This window comes from Streptomyces sclerotialus, assembly GCF_040907265.1.
Taxonomy (GTDB): Bacteria; Actinomycetota; Actinomycetes; order Streptomycetales; family Streptomycetaceae; genus Streptomyces; species Streptomyces sclerotialus.
In genome coordinates this window covers 4,590,119-4,614,157 of the sequence record NZ_JBFOHP010000002.1, presented here as the reverse complement: position 1 = coordinate 4,614,157, position 24,039 = coordinate 4,590,119, and the positions used below count along the sequence as shown (strand labels likewise).

Sequence of the window (24,039 nt, the reverse complement as noted above, 5' to 3'; positions counted from 1 at the left end):
TAACAACGCTGCCGTGTCTGGTAACGAGCACCCTGGAGAATCGAAACCCCACCGCCCGAACTTTCCGCAGAACCCCCTCTAATGACCCAACGAGTCGGCCGGACATCATGCTTGTAGGACTTTCCGTTCGTCGCCTCTTCGGGGCAGAATTCGGCGGCCGGCGGTTTGCCGCGGAATCTGCCCGAGAACATGAAACGGCCCGGGCCGCCAGCGGAGAGAACTGGCGGCCCGGGCCTTCGCGAACGGTCAGGATCAGCCGTTGCCGGTACCGTTCGCCGACAGGATCGGCACGTTCTCGAGGACGTCCGCCAGCGACTGGTCCTGCTTGTCCTGCGAGGAGTTCTCCGCGCACTGCATGTTCTGCTGGTCGGAGAGGATCGGGATGTCGTCCACGAGAGCGATCGGGATCTTGTAGAAGTTCAGCAGGCACATGTCGTTCAGCGTGCCCTGAGTCAGGCCGTCCTGGGGGCTCATGTGGCCGTGCGTCGTCTGGTTGCCGTAGGCCGACGAGGAACCGTTACCGGTCATCGAGGTGGGGCCCTCGTCGTCACCGATCGCCAGCGCCTGGGGAGCGGAGGCCGCCGCCATTCCGATGATGGATGCCGCCACGGCTCCCGTGGCGAGGATCTTCTTGAACACGATTCACCCTTCTCAGTGCAGATTGCCCGTAGTCGGAGCGAACTGGTCAACGCAATCCGGTGGGTTTGGTTCTGTACTGTCACCCGAATGAACGCGCAACGGCGCGGCAGCCTGACGCCGGAAAGGCATTCAGACTGCCGCGCCGTATGGAAAACGGACCGCAGCCGTATCGCCGTAAGCCGGCTCATCGGCCGGCGCACGGCTCAGCTGTCATCGGTTGAGGCACGGGTTACCGAAGGTCGGGTTGAGCACCCCGACCACGCTGACGGTGTTGCCGCAGGCGTTCACCGGCACGTGGACGGGAACCTGGACGAGATTTCCGGAACCGACCCCCGGGGAGTTCTCGGCCGCGCCGAACGCGCCCGAACCGGAGGTGGCGGACGCCATACCGGAAGCACCGAGTACCGCGGCTCCGGCCACGGCGGTGAGCAGGGCGGTCTTGGCAACGCGCGACATAGCAGTACCTCTTCACTGAACAGCGGACAGTAACGTCGGCTTCGATTTCCGTCGCCCAGTTGGGCTAACAAACCGATCAACGCATCAACAGCCGGACGGGTGCGGTTCCGATCGGGTGAATCACTGGTCAGGTGTACGGATCGCAACACGCCGAAGGCCACTTCGGCGATCGATACGCACTCCGGCGTTCCGAACCGGCCAGAATTCGGAACGCAGCCGGTCGGCCCCGTCACATTCAGCGCATTGAGCCGATCGAAGGTTTATCGGCGGCTGCCCGTAGCCGATGGACCGAAACTGCGTTCAGCACGGTGCGGCGCCCTTCCGGAGCCGCGGTAACCATCCCTGGAGGGATTCCCCATGAAGAATGCCCACAAGGCCGCTCTGGTCCTGGCCGCCGCCGGCCTCGCCACGGGTGCCGCTTCGGGTGCCGCGCTGGCCGACAGCGGCGCCTCCGCCGCGGCCGTCGGTTCGCCGGGCGTGCTGTCCGGCAACGCTTTGCAGATCCCGGTCCACGTGCCGGTGAATGTCTGCGGCAACAGCATCAATGTCATCGGTCTGCTGAACCCCGCCTTCGGCAACAACTGCATCAACGACTGACGTTCCGCAGGCAGCAGGCATACGGGAAGGGCCCCGCGCGAGCGGGGCCCTTCCGCTTTTCTGCCCGTTTTCCCTCGTGACTACCGGCCCCCCCATGACTACCGGCCAGTCCTCGCTCAGAGGAGGCTGATGCCGATGTCGATGAGGTCGTAGTCGTAGTAGTGGTGGTGGTGATGGTCGTGGCCCCAGCACCCACCCCACCAGCAGGGGCTGGCTGCCGAAGCCGAAGCGGACGTCGGCGCGGCAGCCTCCTGGGACTGCGCCGAGGCGACACCGGAGAGCGGGACGACGGCTGCCGCGGTGAGCGCGGCGGTGGCGGCGAAGCGTCCGATGAACTTGCGCATGGTTCTCTCCTTCTGCGCAGAAATGGGACATAAGAATGATGACAGCCGCACCCGTTCGGCGCTCGCCCAGACATACGAATAACTCCACTGGCGCAATTTCCCGGCCCGTCCCGTGCGACTCCGGCAGTGCGGAGTTATGCTGCCCCGACAATTGCAAACGTTTGATCATTCAATCACCCGGCCGAACCGCCGCCACCCGGTCGGCGGACCGCACCGGAAAAAGAAAGAACCCCGGCTGTTCCGGGGTGATTCCTCCGGGGGATATCGGGGGATACGGGCGTGCCGCGCCGGCGAGGGGTCGCCGCCGGGTACGTGAGTCGGCTCCGGCGGCGACCGTGCGCGAGAAGGCGTGGCTCCCCGTCCCCGTCTTCTGGCGCTGTTTTCGCCCGTCACCGGCCGCCGGGGGCGCGGGATGACCCCGGCGGGACAAGTCCGGGAGGGCGGGGCCGGAAGACCGCGACGTCGCCGCAGACTCGGCGGATCTCCGGCCGTCTGTGGGCCCGGATGAAACGATCTCGGGGGCTCGGAGATCCAAGTACCTGTACGCGAGTTCCGTTACGCCGTACCTGTACGCGAGTTCCTTGCATCTCCGAGCCTAGGGTCTCCGCGCGCGCCCGCACAGCACCATTCACGACACCCTCGACGGGCTCCACGAGCCGGTGCGGCGCCCCTCAGCGCTCGCGGCCCTCGTCCCGGCCGGACCGGCCGGCGTCCCGGTCGGCGTCCCGGTCGGAGACCTCGACCCCGATCTTCTCCTTGCGGACCTCGCCCCGGACGGTCTCCTCGCCCGTACGCTCCTCGGTCGTCATGCGCACCTGCTCCACCGGCACGGTCTCGGTCTCCATCACCGGCCGCTCCTCGTGCAGGGTCACCTCGTGCTCGGCCTCGGAGATGTCCGGCCCGGTCATCGCCGCGTCACGGTTGGCGTCGGTGATCGGTTCCCGCTCGATCCGGACCTCCTCGCGGGTCACCGGAACGGTCCGCTGGACCTCCTCGGTGACCACGTACTTGCGCAGCCGCGCCCGCCCCACTTCGCGGCGCTCGGTCCCGACGTGCAGCTGCTCCTCGGAGCGCGTCATCGCGTCGCCGCCGGCCTCCTCCACGGTGCCGGGCTCCTGCGTGGCCGTTTCCGGGCCCGCGCCCGTTTCCGTGCCCGCGCCCGTCGCCGCGGTCGTGGCGGAGCGCCCGCCGCCGAGCCCGTAGTACTCGAACAGCCGGTCCTCGTCGGCCCGGGACAGATGACCGCCGGCGTCCACGTCGACGTTCGGGGCGTCCTTGATCCGGCTCTTGGGGTACGGGACCTCCAGGTGGTCCTCCACGACGGTGGCTTCCTGGGTCGGCACGAAGGTCTCCTTCGTGCCGAACAGACCGGTCCTGACGGTGACCCAGTCGGGCCGGCCTGTGATGTCGTCGAAGAAGACGTGCCTGGCGTCCCCTACCTTGTTCCCTTCGGCGTCGTACACCGGGTGGTTCAGCACCACCGCGATCTGTTCCTGAGTGAGCACTTCGTCCTCCTTGCCAGGGTCCGACCGCAGACGCGTAGCCAGCCCCCTCGCCAGGAAACAGAACTGGACGGCCGGAAACACCTCATCCGGGGACCGCTCCGCCGCCACCCGCCGCGCCCGCACACGCCTGCGGGCAGCACGTGGCCGCCCGCCGAGCGCCCGACCCGGCCACCGGCCCAGCTCGGACGCCCTGCGCCCGCCGGCCGGGGTTCATCCGGACCTCGCCCCGTCTACGCGGCCGGGCGGAGCGGTAGCCCTCGGTCCGGTACGCCGCGCAGCAGAAGCGCGCACACCCCGGACGCCAGATGACGCCGGACCGCACCCCCAAGAAGAACGTACCGAACCGGCCTCCCGGTCCACGGCACCGCGCGGTACCTCCGCCCGGCCGACCGGTCGCCCTGCTGCCGGCCCTTCTCCTGCATCACACCCGAAGCGACGTGCACCGAGCGCCGGCACGCCACTCATTGAGGTCGCCCAGCGGTACGGGGTGTCCCGGCAGTCGGTCCGCACGTGGCAGGCGGAGAGCGCCGCGGGTGGTGAGGTGTGCGGGAGACGTCCCGACGGTCCCGGGGACTCCGAGACCCGGTAGGGCCAGGGCAAGTGCCCCGGCCCTACCGGCAGTAGAACCACTCCTCGGCGGTACAGGCCCCTTCACGGCACATTGCCGTGGGGCGTCGGTACGCCGCTGGTCACTCCCTGAGCGCGGCGGCCGCCGCGTAGTCGAGGATCGACTTCGCCCAGCCCTGGAGGTCCTGATCGGCCTCGGCCGCGGCCTGGGCCCAGCGTCGGCGCCGGTCCTGCGAGACGTTCACCTGGATGCGCATGCTGAGGGCCTTCCGCTCCGCCGACTCCTCGACGGGCCGGCGGGCCGCCTTGACGCGGCTGCGCAGGAAATTCCGTGACCAGCTGAGCCGCTCGGCCCGGTCCAGCCAGTACTCCTGCTCGGTCTCCGGAAGGCTCGCCAGCTCGGCGTGGTGCTGGAAGCTCAGCGCGGCGCGCCTGCGCGGCGGGGCGAACCGCCGGGCGACCCAGGCGTAGTTGCGCAGCGTCTGGTAGTCGAGCCGGGTCTCCTCCACCGCGCGCTGGTAGCGGCCCGGGTAGGCGGTCCGGCCGTAGATGAGCCAGTCGCCGAGCCACCAGGCCGAGGAGTCGGCGGCGACGTAGAGCTGGTTGCCGATGCGCTGCCAGTCGTCCAGAGATATACCGGCCGGCAATTCGAGAGTGGTGCGGTGTGCGGTGGTCCTCCGCACTGAAGCCGCCGTTTTCCGGCCGGCTCCGCGCAGCGCGGAGCGGTCTTCGCTCGCACGGCCGCGGACTTTCAGTTCCCCCATGTGGTGCCCCTGTTGCAGTGGTCAGTTGACAACGGTGCATGCACCCTAATCAGCCACGTGGGAGGCCTGTCCATGGCTCTTCTTCGAGTTCTTTCATCCGTTCACCGGCACTCGTCACCGCTGCTCCGCTCGGTAACAGCGGGGTGGCTTTCCGTCGTGGCCGGAGGGCGGAAACCCGCCGCGCGGGAATGCCCGGCCGCGGTCACGGCCTCAGCCGTGATTTTCCACTTCCCCGGAGTCGTGCACCAGCAGCGCGATCTGGACCCGATTGTTGAGACCGAGTTTGGTCAGGATGCTCGACACGTATGTCTTGACCGTGGAGACGCCGAGGAAGAGCGTCCCGCTGATTTCCGCATTGGACTTCCCCTGGCCGATGCCGAGGGCGACCGCCCGTTCACGGTCGCTGAGCACCGCCAGCCGCTCCTCGGCCGCCCGGCGGCGCCCCGTGTGGTCCTGTGCGGACACGACTCGGTCGATGAGGCGCTGTGTGACGGCCGGTGAAAGCACCGGCTGCCCCTCGGCCACCCGCCGGATGGCCGAGACGATCTCCGGCGGCGGGGTGTCCTTCAGCGCGAACCCGGCCGCACCCGCGCGCAGCGCGCGCAGTACGTACGCGTCGGCGTCGAACGTGGTCAGGACGAGCACCTCGGGCGCGTCGCTCATGGCACGCAGCTCCTCGGTGGCGGCCAGACCGTCCATGACCGGCATACGGATGTCCATGAGGACCACGTCGGGGCGGTGCTGCCGGGCCAGCCGGACCGCCTCGGCGCCGTCCCCTGCCTCGGCGACGACGCGCAGGTCCGGTGCTCCGCCCAGCATCACGGCGAGGCCCGCGCGGACCAGCGGGTCGTCATCGGCGATCAACACGTCGACCGGGGAGGATGCGGCAGTGGGCATGGGGTCAGCGTAGCTGGTGACCACTGCCGCACCCCCGAGGATCGGCCGCGGCTGAGCAGCTGGGGTAACCCCCTTGCGCGGTGGGGTACTTCGGTCGGCGCGGGCAAGTACTTTGGTCTGGCCGACGGGCCCGATTTCCGGGACTTCGGTCGGTGCGGGGCACACCAGTGACCGATACGCCCGGCCGCCGGACGCGCTTAGCGTGCGGACATGACAAAGATATGGCAATTCCTAGGAGTTTTTCTGATCGCCGCCGGAATCAGCGGTACGATTGACCAGCTGGCCACGCAGCCCCTCCTGAGCCCGGTGCTCAATTTCGTCAACCGCTACGTCATCCCGCACATCGAGCCGCTTCAGGGTTACGAGATCATCTGTAATCTCTCGTTGTCGGTGCTCGGCACGATCGTGGTGATCGTCGCCGACCGGCCGTCGGCTTCCGCGCGTTGACCCGCGACCGAGGACTGCTGTCCGGCCAGCCGCCGTGCGTAGGCGAGCACGAGGCCGCCCAGGCGGAACCGGTCGGGAGCCGCTTCACGGAGGAGTCCCGCGTCGACCAGCGTGTGCAGGGCGCGGCGGCAGTCCGAGGGCTCCGTACCGCTCAGCGTGGCCGCCAGCCGGAGCGTGACCATCCGCTCGTGCTGCCGGCCGAGCGCCGTGAACACCAGGGCGGCTTCGGGCGGGAGCGCCTCGTAGGACGAGCCGATGACGGCGCTCAGCGAGGATTCCCGGTCACCGGGGAGCTCCAGGAAGTCGACCAGGTCGCCGTCGTCGAAGCCGGCGAGGGCCGCCTCGGCCGAGGGCGCGACCTTGAGCCGGGTCGCCGCGATGCGGATGGCGAGCGGCAGGCCGTCGCACGCGGCGACGAGCCTGCGCACCGCCGGGCGGTGCCGTGCGACGAACGGCTCGCCCATGAGCCGGCCGAACAGCCGGACGGCGTCGTCCTCGGGCAGCCCGTCCAGCACGATCCGGCGTGCCCCCTCCCTGGCGATCAGGCCGGGCAACCCGTTCCGGCTGGTGACCAGCACCAGGCTGGACGAGGTGCCGGGGAGCAGGGCCCGGACCTGCTCGGCACAGGCCGCGTTGTCCAGAACGATCAGCAGCCGACGGCCGGCGACCAGGCCCCGGTACGCCGCCCACACGTCCACGCCGGCGGACGGCGCCGTCTGTCCCAGTACGGCCACCAGGTGCCGGAGTGCGGCGTCGGGGGCCTTGTGCCCCGGCACCTGGGGATGGGCCGCAAGGTCGACGTGCAGCTGGCCGTCGGGGAACCGTGGTGCCGCCGCATGCGCGAACCGGGTCGCCAGAGCCGTCTTCCCCACGCCGGCACCGCCGGTGAGGAGAAGCAGCGCGGGTCTGCCGGTCTCCTCGACCGCCAGCCGGTCCAGCAGCGCCAGCTCTTCCGTGCGGCCGGTGAAGTGCGGTACCGCGCGGATGAGTTGGGAGGGCAGTGCCACCGGTCCGGCGCCGGGCGGGGAGGGGGCGGACGGCTCGCGGGACGGCCGCGCGCGCGACCGGTCGCCGCGCAGCACCTGTTCGTACAGCCGCCGCACGTGGTCGCTCGGTTCGATGCCCTGCTCCTCGGCCAGACGGGACCGCAGACTGTGGTACTCCCTGATGGCGTCGGCGTGCCAGCCGAGTTCGGCATAGCAGCGCATCAGGAGGTACCGCAGCCGCTCGCGCAACGGGTGCAGGCGGACGAGTCCGGCCAGTTCGCCGACCATGTCGACGGGCTGACCGAGTGCCAGCAGCATCTCCATGCAGTCCTCCAGCGCCAGCACGCGCAGCTCCGCCAGCCGGGTGCGCTCCGCCTGGACGAAGGGGCCGACGGCGCCGCCGTACGGCATTCCGTGCCACAGCGCCAGCCCCGCCCGGAGCTCCGCGACGGCGCTCTCCACGGCGTTCTTGGCGCGCAGCTGTCGCGCGGTCGCGAGGGCGGTGGTGAACCGCTGGACGTCCGTGCCCTCCGGCTCGATGCGCAGCCGGTAGCCGAGGCGGTCCGAGATCAGCACCTGCGGACGTCCGCCGCTGGAGCGGTCAGGTTCCAGCGAGTTCCGCAGCCGGGCTATGTAGGTGTAGACGCTGTTCACCGCGGTGGCCGGGGCGCTGCTGCCCCATATCGCGTCCACCAGTTCATCACGGCCGACCCTGCGGTTCGCATGGGCGGCGAGTACTGCGAATAACGTCCGCTGTCTCGGCGAACCGAGCTCTATCGGTTTTCCTTCCCATTTCGCAAGAACGGGACCGAGAAGTGTCACGGTCAGAGAGGCACGCATCATTTAACCCCCTACTCGCCTCCGCCGCGATCATAACTGACCGGCCAACTCGTTTCGGTTGCTCCGTTTCTGGCTCGTACGGACGGAATGAAGCCGTGTTCCGCGGGTGTCCGTACCGCCTCCGCTTGCCGTCCTGGGCCGGCCTTCCGTCCCGCCGGCGAGACGGCTGCGCGCCGTCCGGAACGCGCCACCGGCTACCCGCCCGTCCGTCTCAACTGGCCGTTTAGACGTTGTGTAGGTCTCTTCACGAGGGATGTGGAAGCTTTCGGAGTCGTACGACGCAACGCAGCACTACAGCGAAAGGCGGTGGGGGCAGTGCTCCATGGAGTTCTGCGCAGTTCGGTGAGTGAGGCCGTACCCAGGGGGCGGCCGGAACCCGACCCGACAGCCGTGCTCGACCAGGCGATGCGAAGAAGAACGGCCCTGTGCCTCCCCCGCGGGATGACCATCGACACGTGGCGCAGCCTGGGGCGGCAGATCCACGAGATTTCCAGCTCCTCCGCATGGTGGCTCGGCGACTGGCTCCTCTACGGTCAGTCCGAGTTCCCCAACCGCTACAAGCACGCGATGGCACAGACCTCGCTCGACTACCAGACCCTGCGGAACTACGCATGGGTGGCCCGGCGGTTCGCGCCCGACGAGCGGTACGGCGACGTCAGCTTCCAGCACCATGCCGAGGTCGCCGGCCTGCAGCCGGAGGAACGGGGCCGCTGGCTGCGGCTGGCACAGGAGCACGGCTGGTCACGGAACGAACTGCGGAGGCAGGTCCGCGCGCAGCGCGGCAGCGCAGGCGGTGAGCATCCCGCCCTGCTGAAGATCAAACCGGACGGGGACCAGCGGGAACTGTGGCAGGCCGCCGCCCTGCACACCGGCAAGGACCTGCTGACGTGGATCACCGCGGTGCTCGACGACGCCGCGAAGTGGGCGCCCGTAACCAGCCGTTGAGTCGGCGGGCAACCGGCGGCCGGGGAGGGGAGGGATCCCTTCATACCGTCGCAATGAGGGATAAACGGGGTGCAACATAACGGTATGACTGGAGAAGGAGTGCCCCCTCTGGCGCTGGTGGCCGATACCGGCCAGGCCCTCGTACGCCCGCCCCGCCACCGCGTCGAGCGACGGGCCATCTGGTGGTGGACGATCCGCGTGGTGCTGTCCATGGCCGTCGTGGTCGGCGCACTGGTCCTGACGTACTGGCTGTGGGAGGAATCCCGGCCCTGGACCGGGCCGGTGCTCGTCTGTACGGCGGCCGTCCACGTGGTGACCGGGGCGGTCATGCCCAGGTGGCGCTACCACGTCCACCGCTGGGAGTGCACCGACCAGGCCGTCTACGAGCTCAAGGGGTGGCTGGTGCGGGAGTGGCGGATCGTCCCCGTCTCCCGCATCCAGAGCGTCGATGTGGCCCGCGGCCCCGTACAGCAGTGGCTCGGCCTGGCCACGCTCCGGGTGGTCACCGCCTCACAGGAGGGCCACATCAAGATCGTCGGTCTGGACGCCGACGTCGTGGCGCGGGAAGCGGCGGAGCTCACCGCTCTCACCCAGGCCACTCCGGGGGACGCGACGTGACGGCCGTGGAGGTCCCGGAGCGCGACGCCCACACGCAGGAGCCGCCGGACGGTGACGTGCCCTGGGAGCGACTCAATGCTCGGCTGATCTGGGTCAACCTGGCGCGGCTCCTGCTGTCCCTCCTGCCGACCGCCCTGTCGCTGCTCTTCCTGGGCACCGGTCGGCGCCTGGCGGACCTGTGGCCCGCGCTGGTCGCGACCGGCATCGGCGTGTTCATCAGCGTCTCCGACGTCGTCCGCTGGCTGCGCACGCGCTACCGCGTCACCGAGGAACTCGTCGAGATCAAGACAGGACGGATCCTGCGCGTCTACCGCCAGGTCCCCCGGGAGCGAATCCGCGCGGTCGACCTCAAGGCGAAGCTGCGGCACCGGCTCGCCGGACTGCGGGTGGTCTTCATCAGCTCCGGCAGGACCCGGCCCGCCCTGAAGCTGGACGCCGTCTCCAAGGACATGGCCGAGGCCCTGCGCCGGGAGCTGGTGCCCGGCACGGCGGCGGACGAGGCGGACGCGGCCGCGCGGGAGACCCCCATAGCGCGGGTGCGCTGGTTCTGGATCTTCTACAACGTCATCAACATCTGGGGGATGCTCGTCGGCGGGCTGCTGCTGTGGAGCCTGGACTCGATGCTGGCGCTGGTCGGCGCCGACCTCATCGGCGCGCTCGACCGCGTCATCGACGGGCTCTCCCCGAACAGCTACGTCCGGTACGCGCTGTGGGCCGGCGTGGTCTTCGTCCTCGGCCTCGCGGCGCTGGCAAGCGGATTCATCAAGGACAACTGGGACTTCGAGCTCGTCCGGAAGACCAAGGAGGACGGCACCGCACTGGTCACCCGGCAGGGCCTGCTGTCCACCCGGGAGGTCGACCGCGACGACCGGCGCCTGCGCGGCATCCACCTCAGCGAGCCGCTGTTCTGGCGCTGGATACGGCTCACCGAGACGGCCGTCATCTCCACCGGGCTCGCGAGCTGGTCGCTCACCAGCGAGCCCGCCAGCAGCATCCTGCCGCGCGGACCGGCCGACGAGGCCCGGCGGGTGGCGGCGCTCGTCCTGCCGGGTCCGGTGCCTCCCCTGGAGGCTCCGCTGCGCCGTCATCCGCGTGCCGCGCTGTTCCGGCGGCTGCTGTGGGCCGTGACGTTCTGCGTCGTGCTCGCCGGACTGCTGGCCTGGCTGGGCGCCACGCGGGCGGTGCCCGGCGGGCTGTGGGTGGTCCCGCTGTGGGCGCTCCCGCTGACGGCCGTGCCGGCGGTGGTCGCCTACCGGGCGCTGGGACACACCTACGCCGGCCGCTACCTGGTCATGCGGCACGGCCTGTCACGGCGGCAGACCGCGGTGCTGCACCGGGACGCCGTACTGGGCCTGAAGGTCCGCCAGACGCTGGTGCAGCGATGGCTGGGCCTGGTGAGTGTGGGCACGCCCACCGCGGCGGGACTGCGCTTCTACCAGGCTCCCGACATGCGGGTGGAGCAGTTCCTGACACTCACCGGTGAGGCCGTTCCCGAACTGCTCGCCGAGTTTCTGGTCACCGCGCCGACCGGCCCCACGCAGCACCCGGGAATTAATGCCCGGCAACAACTCCCGGACCGCCGGTCCGATGCGAAATGATGTGGGCAGCGCTCTCCCCCGGACATCTTTCGACGTATGCCGCGCGCCAGCCCCTCGCGCCTTTCCCGGCAGCCACTGAGTCGTCGGCATCGATATTTTGGAGTACCTGGAGATGTGGAAGACCAAACTGGCCGACAATTTCTCCGTGAGCGCGCTCGGCCTCGGTTGCAGTTCGATGTCCTACGGTTATGGATCCGGCCCGCGGGATGACAAGGAATCCACCCGTGTCATCCACCGGGCCCTGGATCTCGGCATCGACCTCTTCGACACGGCCGATGTCTACGGGCCCTTCACCAACGAGGAACTGCTCGGCCGCGCGCTCGAACACCGCGACGACGAGGCCGTCGTCGCCACCAAGTGCGGAATGATCGCCCGGCCCGACGGCAAGTTCGTCCGCAACGGCCGGCCGGAGCATCTGCGCCGGGCCTGCGAGGCCTCGCTGCGCCGGCTGCGGACCGACACGATCGGCCTCTACCAACTGCACCGCGTGGACCCCGCCGTCCCGCTCGCGGAGACCTGGGGCGCCCTCGGCGAACTGGTCACCGAAGGCAAGGTCCGGGCGCTCGGCATCTCGCACGCCACCTGCGAGGAACTGGACGAGGTGCACGCCGTCTTCCCGCTCACCACGGTCCAGTACGAGCTGTCGGTCTGGGCGCCGCAGAACAAGCGGGACATCCTGCCGTGGTGCCGGCGCAACGGCGTCGGCTTCCTCGCCTTCGCGCCCATCGGGCGTGGTTTCCTCTCGGGCACGCTCACGCACGAGCACCTGCACACCGGCGACTCCCGGGTCCGGGACCCGCGGTTCCGGGCCGAGGCCATGCGCGCCAACGAGGCCATCCTCGAAACCCTGCGCGCGGTCGCCGACCGCCACGGCGACGCCACACCGTCCCAGGTGGCCATCGCCTGGGCGCTCGCGCAGGGCCCGGACGTGGTCCCGATACCGGGGACCCGGCACCTGCACTGGCTGGAGGAGAACGTGGCGGCGGCCGGACTGCGGCTCACGGAAGCGGACCTGCACCAGCTCGACAACCTGCCGACAGCGGTGGGCGAGATGCACTGGGACAGCTTCCGGAACCGCCGTTCGGACGGTACGGAAGCGCACGGCAGCACGGCGGGCGGCGCCTGACCGCATCCCCCGCCCGTCACCCTCCAGAACGATTGGACGACCACCGTGCTCTTTCCGCACACCACGTCCCGCCGCCTCGCTTTCCGCCCCGCCTCCTCCCGGGACCATGCGGAAGTCATCCGCACCATGCTGCGGACCGGCATCGACAACGTCAGCCCCACCGGCCGACCGGGAAATCGCGACCTGTCCACATGCGACGCCGCTTTCCTCATCACCCGGCGGCGCGACGGCGGCCTGCTGGGATTCAGCATGCTGCACGGGCTCGACCCGGCCGGGCACGTCAAATCCGGTGTTTATCTGGACCCCGAACGCGCCCGGCTGGGCGTGGGTTCCGAGGCGATATACCTGACGATCAATTACGCCTTCGCGATGTTCCGTATCGATAGGGTGATCGCCCAGACGACCGAGGCCACTTTCGGGTCTGTCGGCCTGGATTCCGGTAACGACACCGCCACCGCGGTCCTCCGCGACCATCTCTATTTCCGCGGCCGCCACTGGGACCTGCACACCTTCCAGCTCAGCCGCGCGGAGTGGGAACAGCACGTCGACGGGGACCTCGGCGACGTCCTCGGGCCCGGGCTGCACTGGCGCCGGGACCCGAACCGGCCGTACGCCGCCTCCTGACGGCCCCTCCGGCCGTATCCGTCACCCATCCCGGCGCCCGGCGCCGAAGGGGCCGACCGCGCCCGCCACCATCCGCAACAGGACTTAAGGAGAACCAGTGCCAGGTCAGGGAACGGGACCGCTGATCACCGTCCTCGGTGCCTCGGGCCTGCTGGGCACGGCCGTCAGCAGGGAACTCGCGCGCAGGCCCGTTCGCCTCCGGCTCGTCGGCCGCCGCCCGGTGGCCGTCCCGCCGCGACCCGCCGCGGTCGTCGAGGAGCGCCGGACCGACCTCACCGAGCCCGGCGCCGTGGCCGACGCGGTCGCCGGTTCCGACGTGGTGATCCACCTCGTCGCGCACATCTCCGGCTCGGGCACCTGGCGCGTGGCCGACGGTGACACGCTGGCCGAGCGGGTCAACCTCGGCCTGGTGCACGACGTGATCGAGGCGGTCCGCGCCCGGCGCCCGGCCCGGCCACCGGCCCTGCTGTTCTCCGGCTCGCTCTCCCAGTCCGCCAGGGTGCCGGCGGGCCTGGCCGCCCGCGGCGTCCGGGCCGACGACCTGCTGACCGCCTACGACCGGCACAAGCTGGCCGCCGAACAGGCCATCGCCGACGCCACGGCCGAGGGACTGGTCAGGGGCAGCACCCTGCGCCTGTCGACCCTCTACAGCCTCGGCACGGACCCCACCGGACTCGACCGCGGCGTGGTCGCCTCCATGATGCGGCGCGCCGTCGAAGGGCAGCCGCTCACCGTCTGGCACGGCGGTACGGCCAAGCGCGACCTCCTCGGCATCGACGACGCGGCCCGCGCCTTCACGGCGGCGCTCGACGCGCTCGACGGGGTCGTCGGCCGGGCCTGGGAGATCGGCACGGGCGAACAGACCAGCGTGGCGGAGCTGTTCACGGCGATTGCGGAGGCGGTGTCCCGCCGCACGGGCCGCCCGCCCGTGCCCGTGGTGGACACCGCGCCCGCCGCGTACGCCATGCCCACGGACCAGATCGACTTCGTCCTCCGGTCGCCGCAGTTCCGCACCGTGACCGGCTGGTCCCCCCGCGTACCGCTGCACGAGGGGCTGGACCGGCTCGCAGCCGCCGTGGCGCGGCAGCACCGCGGCGCCCCCGCCTGACCGCCACGGAAGGACCACGATGCGAATACTGTTCACCACCACCCCGGACAAGAGCCTTTTCCAGCAGATGGTGCCGCTGGCGTGGGCGCTGCGCACCGCGGGCCACGAAGTCCGCGTGGCCGCACCCCCGAAGTTCGCCGAGGTGATCACCCAGGCCGGGCTCACCGCCGTGCCCGTGGGCAGCGACCGCCCCGTCTGGCGGCTGCCCCAGCTGAATCCGGGGCGGATGGAGGCGGAGCGCAAGGGCCTGCCCGCCCCGTACAGCGCCGCGGAACAGGCCCCGGAGGACCTCGACTGGCAGACGGTGCGGGAGGGTTACGCACACGTCGTCCGCCACTGGCACCGGACCGACAACTTCCCGATGACCGCCGACCTGGTGGAATTCGCCCGGCACTGGCAGCCCGACCTGGTCATCTGGGAACCGCTCGCGTACGCGGGCGCGATCGCCGCCAAGGCGTGCGGCGCCGCACACGCCCGCCTGCTGTGGAGCATCGACGTCCTGGGGCTGACCCGCAGCCGCTTCCTGCGCCTGAAGGCGGAGCAGCCGCCGCACGAGGAGAGCGATCCGCTCGCCGACTGGCTCGGTTCCTACGCCCGTAAGTACGGCGGTGAGTACACCGAGGACCTGGCCACCGGTCACTTCAGCATCGACCAGTTCCCGCCCTCGATGCGGATGACGGCCGACGTGCCGTACGTGTCCATGCAGTACATCCCCTACGGCGGCCCGGCGACGATCCCCAAGTGGCTGTGGCGGCGGCCGGAGAAGCCCCGGGTCGCGCTCACCCTGGGTATCGCCGCCACCAACCGCTTCGCCGGTTACATCGCCGACGTCGCCGACATCCTCGACTCCCTGGCGGACCTCGACATCGAGGTCGTCGCCACGCTCGCCGAGGCCGAGCAGCGCAAGCTGCGGCGGGTCCCCGAGAACGTCCGGGTCGAGTCGTACGTCCCGCTGCACGCCCTCCTGCCCACCTGCAGCGCGGTGATCAATCACGCCGGCCCCGGCACCTTCCTGACCGCGGCCCGCAGCCCCCTTCCGCAGGTCGCCGTGCCCTGGGACTTCGACGAACCGGAACTGGCCCGGCGCGCCGCCGCCCAGGGCTCCGTCCTGGCCGTCCGTGCCGACCGGGCCACGGGTGCGGTGGTGCGCGAGAGCCTGCTGCGGGTGCTCCACGAACCGGCCTTCCGGACAGCGGCCACGGACCTGCGGGACGCCTTCCGCGCGTTGCCGACGCCGAACGCGCTGGTGCCCCGCCTCGAGGAGCTCACCGCCCGCTTCCGCGCCCCCGCCCGCCGGCCCGAGTCAGCCTGAGGAAGACAGCCATGCGCGTCCTGTTCACCACCAACCCGCACAAGAGCATCTTCCAGTACATGGTGCCGCTGGCCTGGGCACTGCGCACCGCCGGCCACGAGGTCCGCTTCGCCAGCCAGCCCTCCTTCGCCGCCACCATCACCCAGGCCGGCCTCACCGCCGTACCCGTCGGCCGTGACCACGCCAAGCTGTGGGCGGCGCGCGCCGCCAACGACGGGTCCGAGGCGGGGCGGGCCGGTCTGGAGGAGCCCTACGACGCGTTCACCGACCCGGAGAAGGACAACTGGGAATACCTCTCCACGGGCCTCGCGAAGGCCGTCGCCGACCGTCACCGCCAGACGGCATTCCCGATGATCAGCGATCTGGTGGAGTTCGCCCGGCACTGGCAGCCCGACCTGGTCATCTGGGACCCGCTGACCTACGCCGGGCCCATCGCCGCCCAGGCCGTCGGCGCCGCCCACGCCCGGCTGCTCTTCGGCGTCGACGTCCACGGCGGGGTCCGCAGGCAGTTCCTGCGTCTGAAGGCCGAGCAGCCGGCAGGGCAACGGCCGGACCCGCTGGCCGAATGGCTGGGCGGCTACGCCCGCAAATACGGCGGCGAGTACACCGAATCCATGGCCACCGGCCACTTCACCATCGACCAGTTCCCCCGCAGCCTCCAGACCGAAGCCGACGGCCTGCACTACCTGCGCATGCAATACATCCCCTACGGCGGCCCCGCCACCGTCCCCAACTGGCTCCGCAAACCCCCCACCCGACCCCGCGTCGCCCTCACCATGGGCCTCAGCGCCACCGACGTCTACAACGGCTACACCATCAACACCCAAGAAACCCTCGACGCCCTCGCCGACCTCGACATCGAACTCATCGCCACCATCGCCGACACCGAAAAAAACAAACTCGCCCGCATACCCGACAACACCCGCCTCGTCCCCTACATCCCCCTCCACCACCTCGCCCCCACCTGCACCGCCTTCATCCACCACGCCGGCGCCGCCACCCTCGCCACCGTCGCCCGCCACCCCATCCCCCACCTCTCACTCCACTACCACTGGGACCAACCCCTCCTCGCCCGCAAACTCACCGCCCACGGCGCCGGACTCGACCTCCACACCAGCCAAGCCACCGGCCCCGCCATCCGCCACGCCCTCCAACGCCTCCTCACCGAACCCCACTTCACCCACCGCGCCACCGCCCTCCAAAACGAAACCCTCTCCGCACCCACCCCCAACCAACTCATCCCCCACCTCGAAACACTCACCCACCATCACCGCACCACCACCTGACACACCCCGGGAAGGCCGCACCCATGCGAGTCCTGTTCACCGCCTATCCAGAACGCACCCACTTCCTCCTCATGGCCCCGCTGGCGTGGGCGCTGCGCACCGCCGGCCATGAAGTCCGCTTCGCCGGCCAGCCGAAGTTCACCGAGGTGATCACCCAGGCCGGGCTGACCGCCGTGCCCGTGGGCCGCGACCGGGACCTGTGGCAGATCCTCGCCAGGGACCCGGACTGGCTCGGCCAGGGTGACAAGGGCGGGATGCCCCTCCCGTACGACGTGGCCGACCGGGAGCCGGACGGGATCACCTGGGAGTACCTCCACGAGGGATACGCGACCCAGGTGGAGCGCTGGCACAAGGCGAGCAACGTGCCGATGATCGGCGATCTGGTGGAGTTCGCCCGGCACTGGCAGCCCGACCTGGTCATCTGGGAGCCGCTGACCTACGCCGGGCCGATCGCCGCCCAGGCCGTCGGCGCCGCCCACGCCCGGCTGCTCTTCGGCATCGACATGTACGGCGTGGCCCGGGAGCACTTCCTGCGTCTGAAGGCCGAACGCCCGGAGGGCGAACGCACCGACCCGATGGCCGACTGGCTCGGCGGCTACGCCCGCAAGTACGGCGGGGAGTTCTCCGAGGAGCTGGTCACCGGGCAGGCCACCGTCGACCTGGTCCCGGAGTGCCTCCAGCGCCGGGCGGCCGGACTGGAGTACCTGCCGCTCCGCTACGTGCCCTACGGCGGCCCCGCCGTCGTCCCCGCCTGGCTGCGCCGTGCACCGGACAAGCCACGGGTGGCGCTCACCCTGGGCCTGAGCACCACCGGTCACGGCGGGGAGTACGCCGTCGCCGTGCAGGACGTCCTCGACGCGCTCGGCGACCTGGACATCGAGCTGGTCGCCACCATCGCGGAGGCCGAGCAGCCCAAGCTGACCCGGATACCGTCCAACACCCGGGTGACGTCCTTTCTGCCGCTGGACGCCCTGACCGCCACCTGCGACGCGGTGATCCACCACGCCGGCTTCGGCACCCTCGCCACCACGGCGCTGCGCGGCCTGCCGCAGCTCACCCTCCCCTGGGACAACGACGGTCCGGCGCTGGCCGACGGCGTCGTACGAGCCGGCGCGGGGCTGGTGCTGAACCCGAAGGAGACCACCGGGGCGGACGTACGGGAGGCCCTGCTGAAGCTGCTGTCCGACCCCGGGCTGCGGCAGGGCGCCGCCGGGCTGCGCGACCGCATGCTCGCCATGCCCTCCCCGAACGACCTGGTGGGCACGTTGGAACGGTTCGCCGCCGAGCGGCGGGACGGGGCCGCCGCGGGCGCCTCCATGAGCGGAGGCTGAGCCGTGCGCGTCCTCTTCGTCGCCAACCCCGAGAAGGCCCACGTGCTGCCCATGCTGCCGCTGGCCTGGGCGCTGCGCACGGCCGGCCACGAGGTACGGGTCGCCAGCACCCCCTGGTTCACCGACGTGATCACGCAGGCCGGCCTCACCGCCGTACCGGTCGGCCGCGACTACGACCTGTGGGAGCTGCTGCGCCGCAGCATGCACACGGTCACCGACTGGTCCTACCGACCGGACTACGGCCTGCCCGCGCCGTACGACGCGGCGCACGCCCCGGACGAGGCCGACTGGGCCCACCTGACGGAGGGCTACGAGCGGATCGTACGGCTGTGGCACCGGCCGGCCAGCTTTCCGATGATCGCCGACCTCGTCCGCTTCGCCCGCGCGTGGTGCCCGGACCTGGTCCTGTGGGAGCCGCTGGCGATGGCCGCGCCGATCGCCGCCGAGGCGTGCGGCGCCGCGCACGGACGGCTGCTGTGGAGCATCGACGCCTTCGGCCGCACCCGGGAGCGCTTCCTGGAACTGCGTGACCAGCAGCCGGCCAGCAGGCGCACGGACCCCCTCGGTGAGTGGCTGGACGGCTACGCCCGGATGTACGGCGGCGCATTCTCCGAGTCCATGGTCACCGGCCAGTTCACCGTCGACCAGCTCCCGGCGTCCCTGCGGCTGGAGAGCGGCCTGCCGACCCTGCCACTGCGGTTCATCCCCTACGGCGGACCGGCGGTGCTGCCGAAGTGGCTGTGGACCCCGCCCGAACGGCCCCGGGTGGCCCTGACCATGGGCGTCAGCTCGACGGATCACGGTGCCGGTTACGCATTCGACATCCAGGACGTACTCGACTCGCTCGCCGATCTCGACATCGAGGTGGTCGCCACCGTCGCCGAGGAGGAACAGCGCGAACTGGCCAGGGTGCCGGACAACGCCCGGCTGGTGCCCTACGTGCCGCTGCACGCCCTGGCGCCGACCTGCGATCTCGCCATCCACCACGCGGGCTTCGGAACCTTCCTGACCATGGCCCGGCACCCGGTGCCGCAACTCCTGCTGCCCTGGGACTTCGACGGGCCGACGCTCGGCCGCCAGGCCGCCGCGCAGGGCGGCTCCCTGGTGATCGACGCCGACCGGGCCGGCGCACAGGCCGTACGCGAGGCCGTACTGCGGCTGCTCGGCGAGCCCGGCTTCCAGGAGCGGGCGGCAGCGCTGCGGGACGAGATCCATGCGTTGCCGACGCCGAACGCGCTGGTGCCCCGCCTCGAGGAGCTCACCGCCCGCTTCCGCGCCCCCGCCCGCCGGCCCGAGTCAGCCTGAGGAAGACAGCCATGCGCGTCCTGTTCACCACCAACCCGCACAAGAGCATCTTCCAGTACATGGTGCCGCTGGCCTGGGCACTGCGCACCGCCGGCCACGAGGTCCGCTTCGCCGGCCGGCCCTCCTTCGCCGCCACCATCACCCAGGCCGGCCTCACCGCCGTACCCGTCGGCCGCCGGAGCGATCCGTTCCGGCTGCTGGACTTCGTCGCCCCGGAGGACATCGTCGCCTCCCGCATCGGCCTCCCCACGCCCTGGGACGTCACGGAGGACCCGGCAAAAGCGACCTGGGACCATCTGCTGGAGGGATACGGCCTGGTCGTGAGTTCGCTGCGGGAAGAGAACTTCCCGATGATCAGCGATCTGGTGGAGTTCGCCCGGCACTGGCAGCCCGACCTGGTCATCTGGGACCCGCTGACCTACGCCGGGCCCATCGCCGCCCAGGCCGTCGGCGCCGCCCACGCCCGGATCCTCTTCGGAGCCGATGTTTTCGGCATCCCCCGTGCGCACTTCCTGCGTCTGAAGGCCGAGCAGCCGGCAGGGCAACGGCCGGACCCGCTGGCCGAATGGCTGGGCGGCTACGCCCGCAAATACGGCGGCGAGTACACCGAATCCATGGCCACCGGCCACTTCACCATCGACCAGTTCCCCCGCAGCCTCCAGACCGAAGCCGACGGCCTGCACTACCTGCGCATGCAATACATCCCCTACGGCGGCCCCGCCACCGTCCCCAACTGGCTCCGCAAACCCCCCACCCGACCCCGCGTCGCCCTCACCATGGGCCTCAGCGCCACCGACGTCTACAACGGCTACACCATCAACACCCAAGAAACCCTCGACGCCCTCGCCGACCTCGACATCGAACTCATCGCCACCATCGCCGACACCGAAAAAAACAAACTCGCCCGCATACCCGACAACACCCGCCTCGTCCCCTACATCCCCCTCCACCACCTCGCCCCCACCTGCACCGCCTTCATCCACCACGCCGGCGCCGCCACCCTCGCCACCGTCGCCCGCCACCCCATCCCCCACCTCTCACTCCACTACCACTGGGACCAACCCCTCCTCGCCCGCAAACTCACCGCCCACGGCGCCGGACTCGACCTCCACACCAGCCAAGCCACCGGCCCCGCCATCCGCCACGCCCTCCAACGCCTCCTCACCGAACCCCACTTCACCCACCGCGCCACCGCCCTCCAAAACGAAACCCTCTCCGCACCCACCCCCAACCAACTCATCCCCCACCTCGAAACACTCACCCACCACCACCGCACCACCACCACCTGACACACCCCGGGAAGGCCGCACCCATGCGAGTCCTGTTCACCGTCATTCCGGAAAAGACGATCTTCTTGAGCATGGTGCCGCTGGCCTGGGCGCTGCGCACCGCCGGGCACGAGGTCCGCTTCGCCACCCAGCCCTCGTTCGCGCCCACGGTCACCCAGGCCGGGCTGACCGCCGTGCCCGTGGGCCGGAACAGTGACGTGTTCCGGGTGGCGCGGATGGCCCCGGAGGAGCTCGAAGCGGCGCGGGCCGGTCTGCACGCTCCCTGGGACGCCGCCGAGGACCCCTCGAAGGCCGAGTGGGAGGCCATGGCCAACGGCTACTACGACGCCGTCGAGCGCGGGCACAAGCCGGAGAACTTCCCGCTGATCAACGGACTGGTGGAGTTCGCCCGGCACTGGCAGCCCGACCTGGTCGTCTGGGACCCGCTGACCTACGCCGGGCCGATCGCCGCCCAGGCCGTCGGCGCCGCCCACGCCCGGATCCTCTTCGGTGCCGACGTCTTCGGCGTGGCCCGCGAGCACTTCCTGCGTCTGAAGGCCGGACGCCCGGAGGGCGAACGCACCGACCCGATGGCCGACTGGCTCGGCGGCTACGCCCGCAAGTACGGCGGGGAGTTCTCCGAGGAGATGGTCACCGGGCACTTCACCATCGACCAGTTCCCCCGCAGCCTCCAGATCGAAGCCGGCGGCCTGGACTACCTGCGGATGCAGTTCGTGGCGTACAACGGGCCCGCCAGTGTGCCCAAGTGGCTGTGGGCCGAGCCCGAGAAGCCCCGGATCGCGCTCACGATGGGCCTCACCGCGACCGACCTCTTCGACGGTTACGCCATCAGCACCCAGGGTGTCCTCGACGCGCTCGGCGACCTGGACATCGAACTGGTCGCCACCCTCGCGGACGACGAGAAGGCCCGGCTGGGCAAGGTCCCCGACAACGTCCGGATCCTCCCGTTCGTGCCGCTGCACGCGCTGGCGCCCACCTGCTCGGCGGTCGTCCACCACGCCGGGCCCGGCACGCTCGGCACCGTCGCCCGGCACGGCGTGCCGCAGCTGTCGATCCCGTACAGCTTCGACGAGCCGCTGCTCGCGCGGAAGCTCACCGAACACGGCGCGGGACTGGAGCTGCCGCACACCGGGGCGACCGGCCCGGCCGTCCGGGACCAGGTGCTGCGACTGCTCGACGAGCCCGGCTTCCGCACCCGAGCGGTGGACCTGCGCGACGAGCTGCTGGCCCTGCCGAGCCCCAACGCCCTCGTACCCCGGCTGGTGGAGCTCGCCGCCCGCCACCGCACCCGCTGAGCCGCCCGGCCCTCCACCGCCGGCGTACGGCCTGACCCGCCGGCCCCGGCCTCGCCCGACGAGAGACGAATCATGCGCATCCTGTTCACGTGCTACCCCGAGCGCACGCACTTCCTGCTCATGGCCCCGTTCGCCTGGGCCCTGCGCACCGCCGGCCACGACGTGCGGGTGGCCTGCCAGCCGAAGCTGACGGACGCCGTCACACAGGCCGGGCTGACCGCGGTGCCCGTCGGCAGCGACCGCGACCTGTGGCAGGTCGTCGGCCGGCTCAAGGGCGCCGGTGCCCGGCTGGCGCCCGGCCTGGCCGAGCCGTACGACACGGTGGAGCGCGCGCCGGAGGACATCACCCTGGACTGGCTGCGCGAGGCGTACCGGGTCCGGATCGACGCCGCCCACAAGATGACCAACGCGCCGCTGGCCGGGGCGCTCGCCGAGTACGCCCGGCACTGGCGTCCCGATCTCGTCGTCTGGGAGCCGCTCACGTTCGCGGGCGCGGTGGCCGCCAAGGCCGTCGGCGCCGCACATGCCCGGATGCTCATCGGCGCGGACGTCTACGGGATCGCCCGGGAGCACTTCCTGCGGCTCACCGCGCAGCGGCCGCCGGAGGACCGCGCCGACCCGCTCGGCGAATGGCTGGGCGGCTATGCCCGCGCCTATGGCGGGGAGTTCACGGAGGACATGGTCACCGGCCAGTTCAGCATCGACCTGCTGCCGCCGTCGCTGCAGGTCCACGCGGCCGGGCTGGACTACCGGTCGGTGCGCTTCACGCCGTACGGCGGACCGGCCGCCGTGCCGCGCTGGCTGTGGGAGCCGCCGCGGCGTCCGCGGGTCGCGCTGACACTGGGCCTCACGGTCAGCGACCACGGGCTGCGCTACCCCGTCGACATCCAGGACATCCTCGACGCCGTCGGCGATCTGGACATCGAGCTGGTGGCGACGGTCAGCGACGCCGCCCGGCAACGGCTGCGGCGGGTGCCGGCGAACGCCCGGCTGGTGCCGTACGTACCGATGCAGGCGCTGCTGCCGACCTGCTCAGCGGTCATCCACCACGCCGGGGTGGGCACGCTCACCACCGCGGCGTTCTACGGCGTACCCCAGCTCGCGCTGCCCTGGGACGTCGACCAGCCGCTGCTGTCCGACCGGCTGGCCGCCCAGGGCGCCGGGCTCACCACCCACTCGACCCGCGCCACCGGGCAGCTCGTCCGTACGTCCTTGCTGCGGCTCCTGGAGGACGGGACCTTCCGCCGGCGTGCGCAGGCGCTGCGCGACGAGCTGCACGCCGTGCCGCACGCCAACGGTCTCGCCCAGGAGCTGGCGGAAAGGGCCACCGCTGCGGTCGGCTGACCGCAGCGGGGCCAAAGGCACGCCGAGGGTCAGCGGCCGAGGGGACGCCAGTACTGCCGCTTGTCCTTGTCGCGCACGACGACGTCGAGCTTCGTCAGCTCCTCGCGGAGCGCGTTGCGCTCCTCGGCCGTACCCGGCTTCTTCAGCAGCTCGCCGCGCGCCTTCAGCAGCGCGTTCGCCTGCGACGGCAGCTTGGACGTCTCCGGCACCCACAGCTGGAACTCCTTCTGGTACGGGTCCTGGTCGGCCCAGTCGTAGCCGTGCGCGGTGAAGGCGTCGGCGAGCCGGCGGCGGTCCTGGTCGCAGTTCTCCCGGGCCAGTTCCTCGGTGCGGTGGCCGAGCAGGACGAGCTGCTTGCCGTCCCGGAACGCCATGGCGACGGCACCGCGCGCGTACTCCTGCGACTCGCCGCTGCGCGTGAGGACCACACGGCTGTCGGACACGCTGACCGACAGTTCGCTGAACTTGATGAGCACACCGCCGACCAGGCCGACAAGGCCGCCCACGGTGATCAGCCCGATGGTGAGACCGGGCTCGGGAATCGAGTCGAGGAGCCTGGCAGGGCCCTGCATGGGCGCCCACGGCAGGGACACCAGCCAGCCGACGAGCAGCTTGACCAACCAGCCGGCCGCGGCTCCGAGCAGCCCGAACACCACGCAGACGAGTATCTGGCCCCAGAGGGGTTCGGTGACCTCCGTGGCGTTGTCCGCCTTGGGATTCAGCTCTTTCGACACAGTCAGCACACTCCAACTCGTTGATCGGTCGCGCCACTGCCGGGCGCTCTTCGGTATCAGAGATCTCGTCTGCGCGGGAGGG

At 70.8% G+C, this 24,039-nt stretch carries 23 protein-coding genes; 15 read left to right on the top strand and 8 right to left on the bottom strand.

Annotated elements, in window-relative coordinates; genetic code table 11:
- Positions 1 to 252: 252 nt before the first annotated feature.
- Positions 253 to 639 carry a rodlin gene (locus AAC944_RS20500; RefSeq protein ID WP_030621837.1) on the bottom strand — a complete coding sequence of 129 codons (387 nt, stop codon included), beginning with the start codon at positions 637 to 639 and terminating at the stop codon, positions 253 to 255.
- 210 nt (positions 640 to 849) lie between these two features.
- Positions 850 to 1,095, bottom strand: coding sequence for a chaplin (locus AAC944_RS20495; protein WP_030621838.1), 246 nt, complete (start codon positions 1,093 to 1,095; stop codon positions 850 to 852).
- A gap of 357 nt (positions 1,096 to 1,452) precedes the next feature.
- Here AAC944_RS20495 and AAC944_RS20490 point away from each other — a divergent pair, with 357 nt between their 5' ends.
- Entirely contained in the window at positions 1,453 to 1,692 is a 240-nt protein-coding gene (locus AAC944_RS20490) for a chaplin (protein WP_030621840.1), read from the top strand.
- A 116-nt stretch (positions 1,693 to 1,808) separates the two neighbouring features.
- Here AAC944_RS20490 and AAC944_RS20485 read toward each other — a convergent pair whose 3' ends face one another.
- The 4 genes from AAC944_RS20485 to AAC944_RS20470 form a co-directional block, all read right to left on the bottom strand.
- Positions 1,809 to 2,036 (bottom strand): hypothetical protein, encoded by a 228-nt coding sequence (locus AAC944_RS20485; RefSeq protein WP_030621842.1) that lies wholly within the window; start codon positions 2,034 to 2,036, stop codon positions 1,809 to 1,811.
- Positions 2,037 to 2,707: 671 nt separating this feature from the next.
- Entirely contained in the window at positions 2,708 to 3,541 is an 834-nt protein-coding gene (locus AAC944_RS20480; RefSeq protein ID WP_030621844.1) for a DUF2382 domain-containing protein, read from the bottom strand.
- Positions 3,542 to 4,230: 689 nt separating this feature from the next.
- Complete coding sequence (locus AAC944_RS20475; RefSeq protein ID WP_030621846.1) at positions 4,231 to 4,791, bottom strand: LmbU family transcriptional regulator; 561 nt, start codon at positions 4,789 to 4,791, stop codon at positions 4,231 to 4,233.
- A gap of 291 nt (positions 4,792 to 5,082) precedes the next feature.
- Positions 5,083 to 5,769 carry a response regulator gene (locus tag AAC944_RS20470; protein WP_030621848.1) on the bottom strand — a complete coding sequence of 229 codons (687 nt, stop codon included), beginning with the start codon at positions 5,767 to 5,769 and terminating at the stop codon, positions 5,083 to 5,085.
- Between the two features lie 210 nt (positions 5,770 to 5,979).
- Here AAC944_RS20470 and AAC944_RS20465 point away from each other — a divergent pair, with 210 nt between their 5' ends.
- Positions 5,980 to 6,216, top strand: a complete 237-nt coding sequence (locus tag AAC944_RS20465) for a hypothetical protein (RefSeq protein ID WP_078888864.1) — start codon at positions 5,980 to 5,982, stop codon at positions 6,214 to 6,216.
- Here the strand turns inward: AAC944_RS20465 and AAC944_RS20460 are convergent.
- Entirely contained in the window at positions 6,129 to 8,042 is a 1,914-nt protein-coding gene (locus AAC944_RS20460) for an AfsR/SARP family transcriptional regulator (protein WP_368397298.1), read from the bottom strand. The genes AAC944_RS20465 and AAC944_RS20460 overlap by 88 nt on opposite strands.
- Before the next feature lie 87 nt (positions 8,043 to 8,129).
- Here AAC944_RS20460 and AAC944_RS20455 point away from each other — a divergent pair, with 87 nt between their 5' ends.
- The 13 genes from AAC944_RS20455 to AAC944_RS20395 all read left to right on the top strand — a co-directional run bounded on the left by AAC944_RS20455 (position 8,130) and on the right by AAC944_RS20395 (position 23,223).
- Entirely contained in the window at positions 8,130 to 8,987 is an 858-nt protein-coding gene (locus AAC944_RS20455) for an LmbU family transcriptional regulator (protein ID WP_368396376.1), read from the top strand.
- A gap of 84 nt (positions 8,988 to 9,071) precedes the next feature.
- Positions 9,072 to 9,605, top strand: coding sequence for a PH domain-containing protein (locus AAC944_RS20450; protein WP_051872229.1), 534 nt, complete (start codon positions 9,072 to 9,074; stop codon positions 9,603 to 9,605).
- Complete coding sequence (locus tag AAC944_RS20445; RefSeq protein WP_051872230.1) at positions 9,602 to 11,203, top strand: PH domain-containing protein; 1,602 nt, start codon at positions 9,602 to 9,604, stop codon at positions 11,201 to 11,203. Before AAC944_RS20450 ends, AAC944_RS20445 begins: the two co-directional genes overlap by 4 nt.
- Before the next feature lie 112 nt (positions 11,204 to 11,315).
- A complete protein-coding gene (locus AAC944_RS20440) occupies positions 11,316 to 12,329 on the top strand; it encodes an aldo/keto reductase (RefSeq protein ID WP_051872240.1) in 1,014 nt (337 codons plus the stop codon).
- A 45-nt stretch (positions 12,330 to 12,374) separates the two neighbouring features.
- Complete coding sequence (locus tag AAC944_RS20435; protein WP_051872231.1) at positions 12,375 to 12,953, top strand: GNAT family N-acetyltransferase; 579 nt, start codon at positions 12,375 to 12,377, stop codon at positions 12,951 to 12,953.
- Positions 12,954 to 13,050: 97 nt separating this feature from the next.
- The gene (locus AAC944_RS20430; RefSeq protein ID WP_030621860.1) at positions 13,051 to 14,061 is read left to right on the top strand and encodes an NAD-dependent epimerase/dehydratase family protein; all 1,011 of its coding nucleotides are present in this window, start codon (positions 13,051 to 13,053) and stop codon (positions 14,059 to 14,061) included.
- A gap of 19 nt (positions 14,062 to 14,080) precedes the next feature.
- On the top strand, positions 14,081 to 15,373 hold the full coding sequence (locus AAC944_RS20425; protein WP_030621863.1) for an activator-dependent family glycosyltransferase: 1,293 nt from the start codon (positions 14,081 to 14,083) through the stop codon (positions 15,371 to 15,373).
- 11 nt (positions 15,374 to 15,384) lie between these two features.
- Entirely contained in the window at positions 15,385 to 16,659 is a 1,275-nt protein-coding gene (locus AAC944_RS20420; RefSeq protein ID WP_368396375.1) for an activator-dependent family glycosyltransferase, read from the top strand.
- Between the two features lie 23 nt (positions 16,660 to 16,682).
- Positions 16,683 to 17,990 (top strand): activator-dependent family glycosyltransferase, encoded by a 1,308-nt coding sequence (locus tag AAC944_RS20415; RefSeq protein WP_030625506.1) that lies wholly within the window; start codon positions 16,683 to 16,685, stop codon positions 17,988 to 17,990.
- Between the two features lie 3 nt (positions 17,991 to 17,993).
- On the top strand, positions 17,994 to 19,295 hold the full coding sequence (locus tag AAC944_RS20410) for an activator-dependent family glycosyltransferase (RefSeq protein ID WP_030625504.1): 1,302 nt from the start codon (positions 17,994 to 17,996) through the stop codon (positions 19,293 to 19,295).
- 11 nt (positions 19,296 to 19,306) lie between these two features.
- Positions 19,307 to 20,584 (top strand): activator-dependent family glycosyltransferase, encoded by a 1,278-nt coding sequence (locus AAC944_RS20405; RefSeq protein ID WP_368396374.1) that lies wholly within the window; start codon positions 19,307 to 19,309, stop codon positions 20,582 to 20,584.
- 23 nt (positions 20,585 to 20,607) lie between these two features.
- Positions 20,608 to 21,879 (top strand): activator-dependent family glycosyltransferase, encoded by a 1,272-nt coding sequence (locus tag AAC944_RS20400; RefSeq protein WP_030615988.1) that lies wholly within the window; start codon positions 20,608 to 20,610, stop codon positions 21,877 to 21,879.
- A gap of 72 nt (positions 21,880 to 21,951) precedes the next feature.
- Positions 21,952 to 23,223, top strand: a complete 1,272-nt coding sequence (locus AAC944_RS20395) for an activator-dependent family glycosyltransferase (protein WP_030615986.1) — start codon at positions 21,952 to 21,954, stop codon at positions 23,221 to 23,223.
- 29 nt (positions 23,224 to 23,252) lie between these two features.
- Here the strand turns inward: AAC944_RS20395 and AAC944_RS20390 are convergent, their stop codons facing one another.
- Positions 23,253 to 23,957, bottom strand: coding sequence for a YqeB family protein (locus AAC944_RS20390; protein ID WP_051871866.1), 705 nt, complete (start codon positions 23,955 to 23,957; stop codon positions 23,253 to 23,255).
- Positions 23,958 to 24,039: the final 82 nt, after the last annotated feature.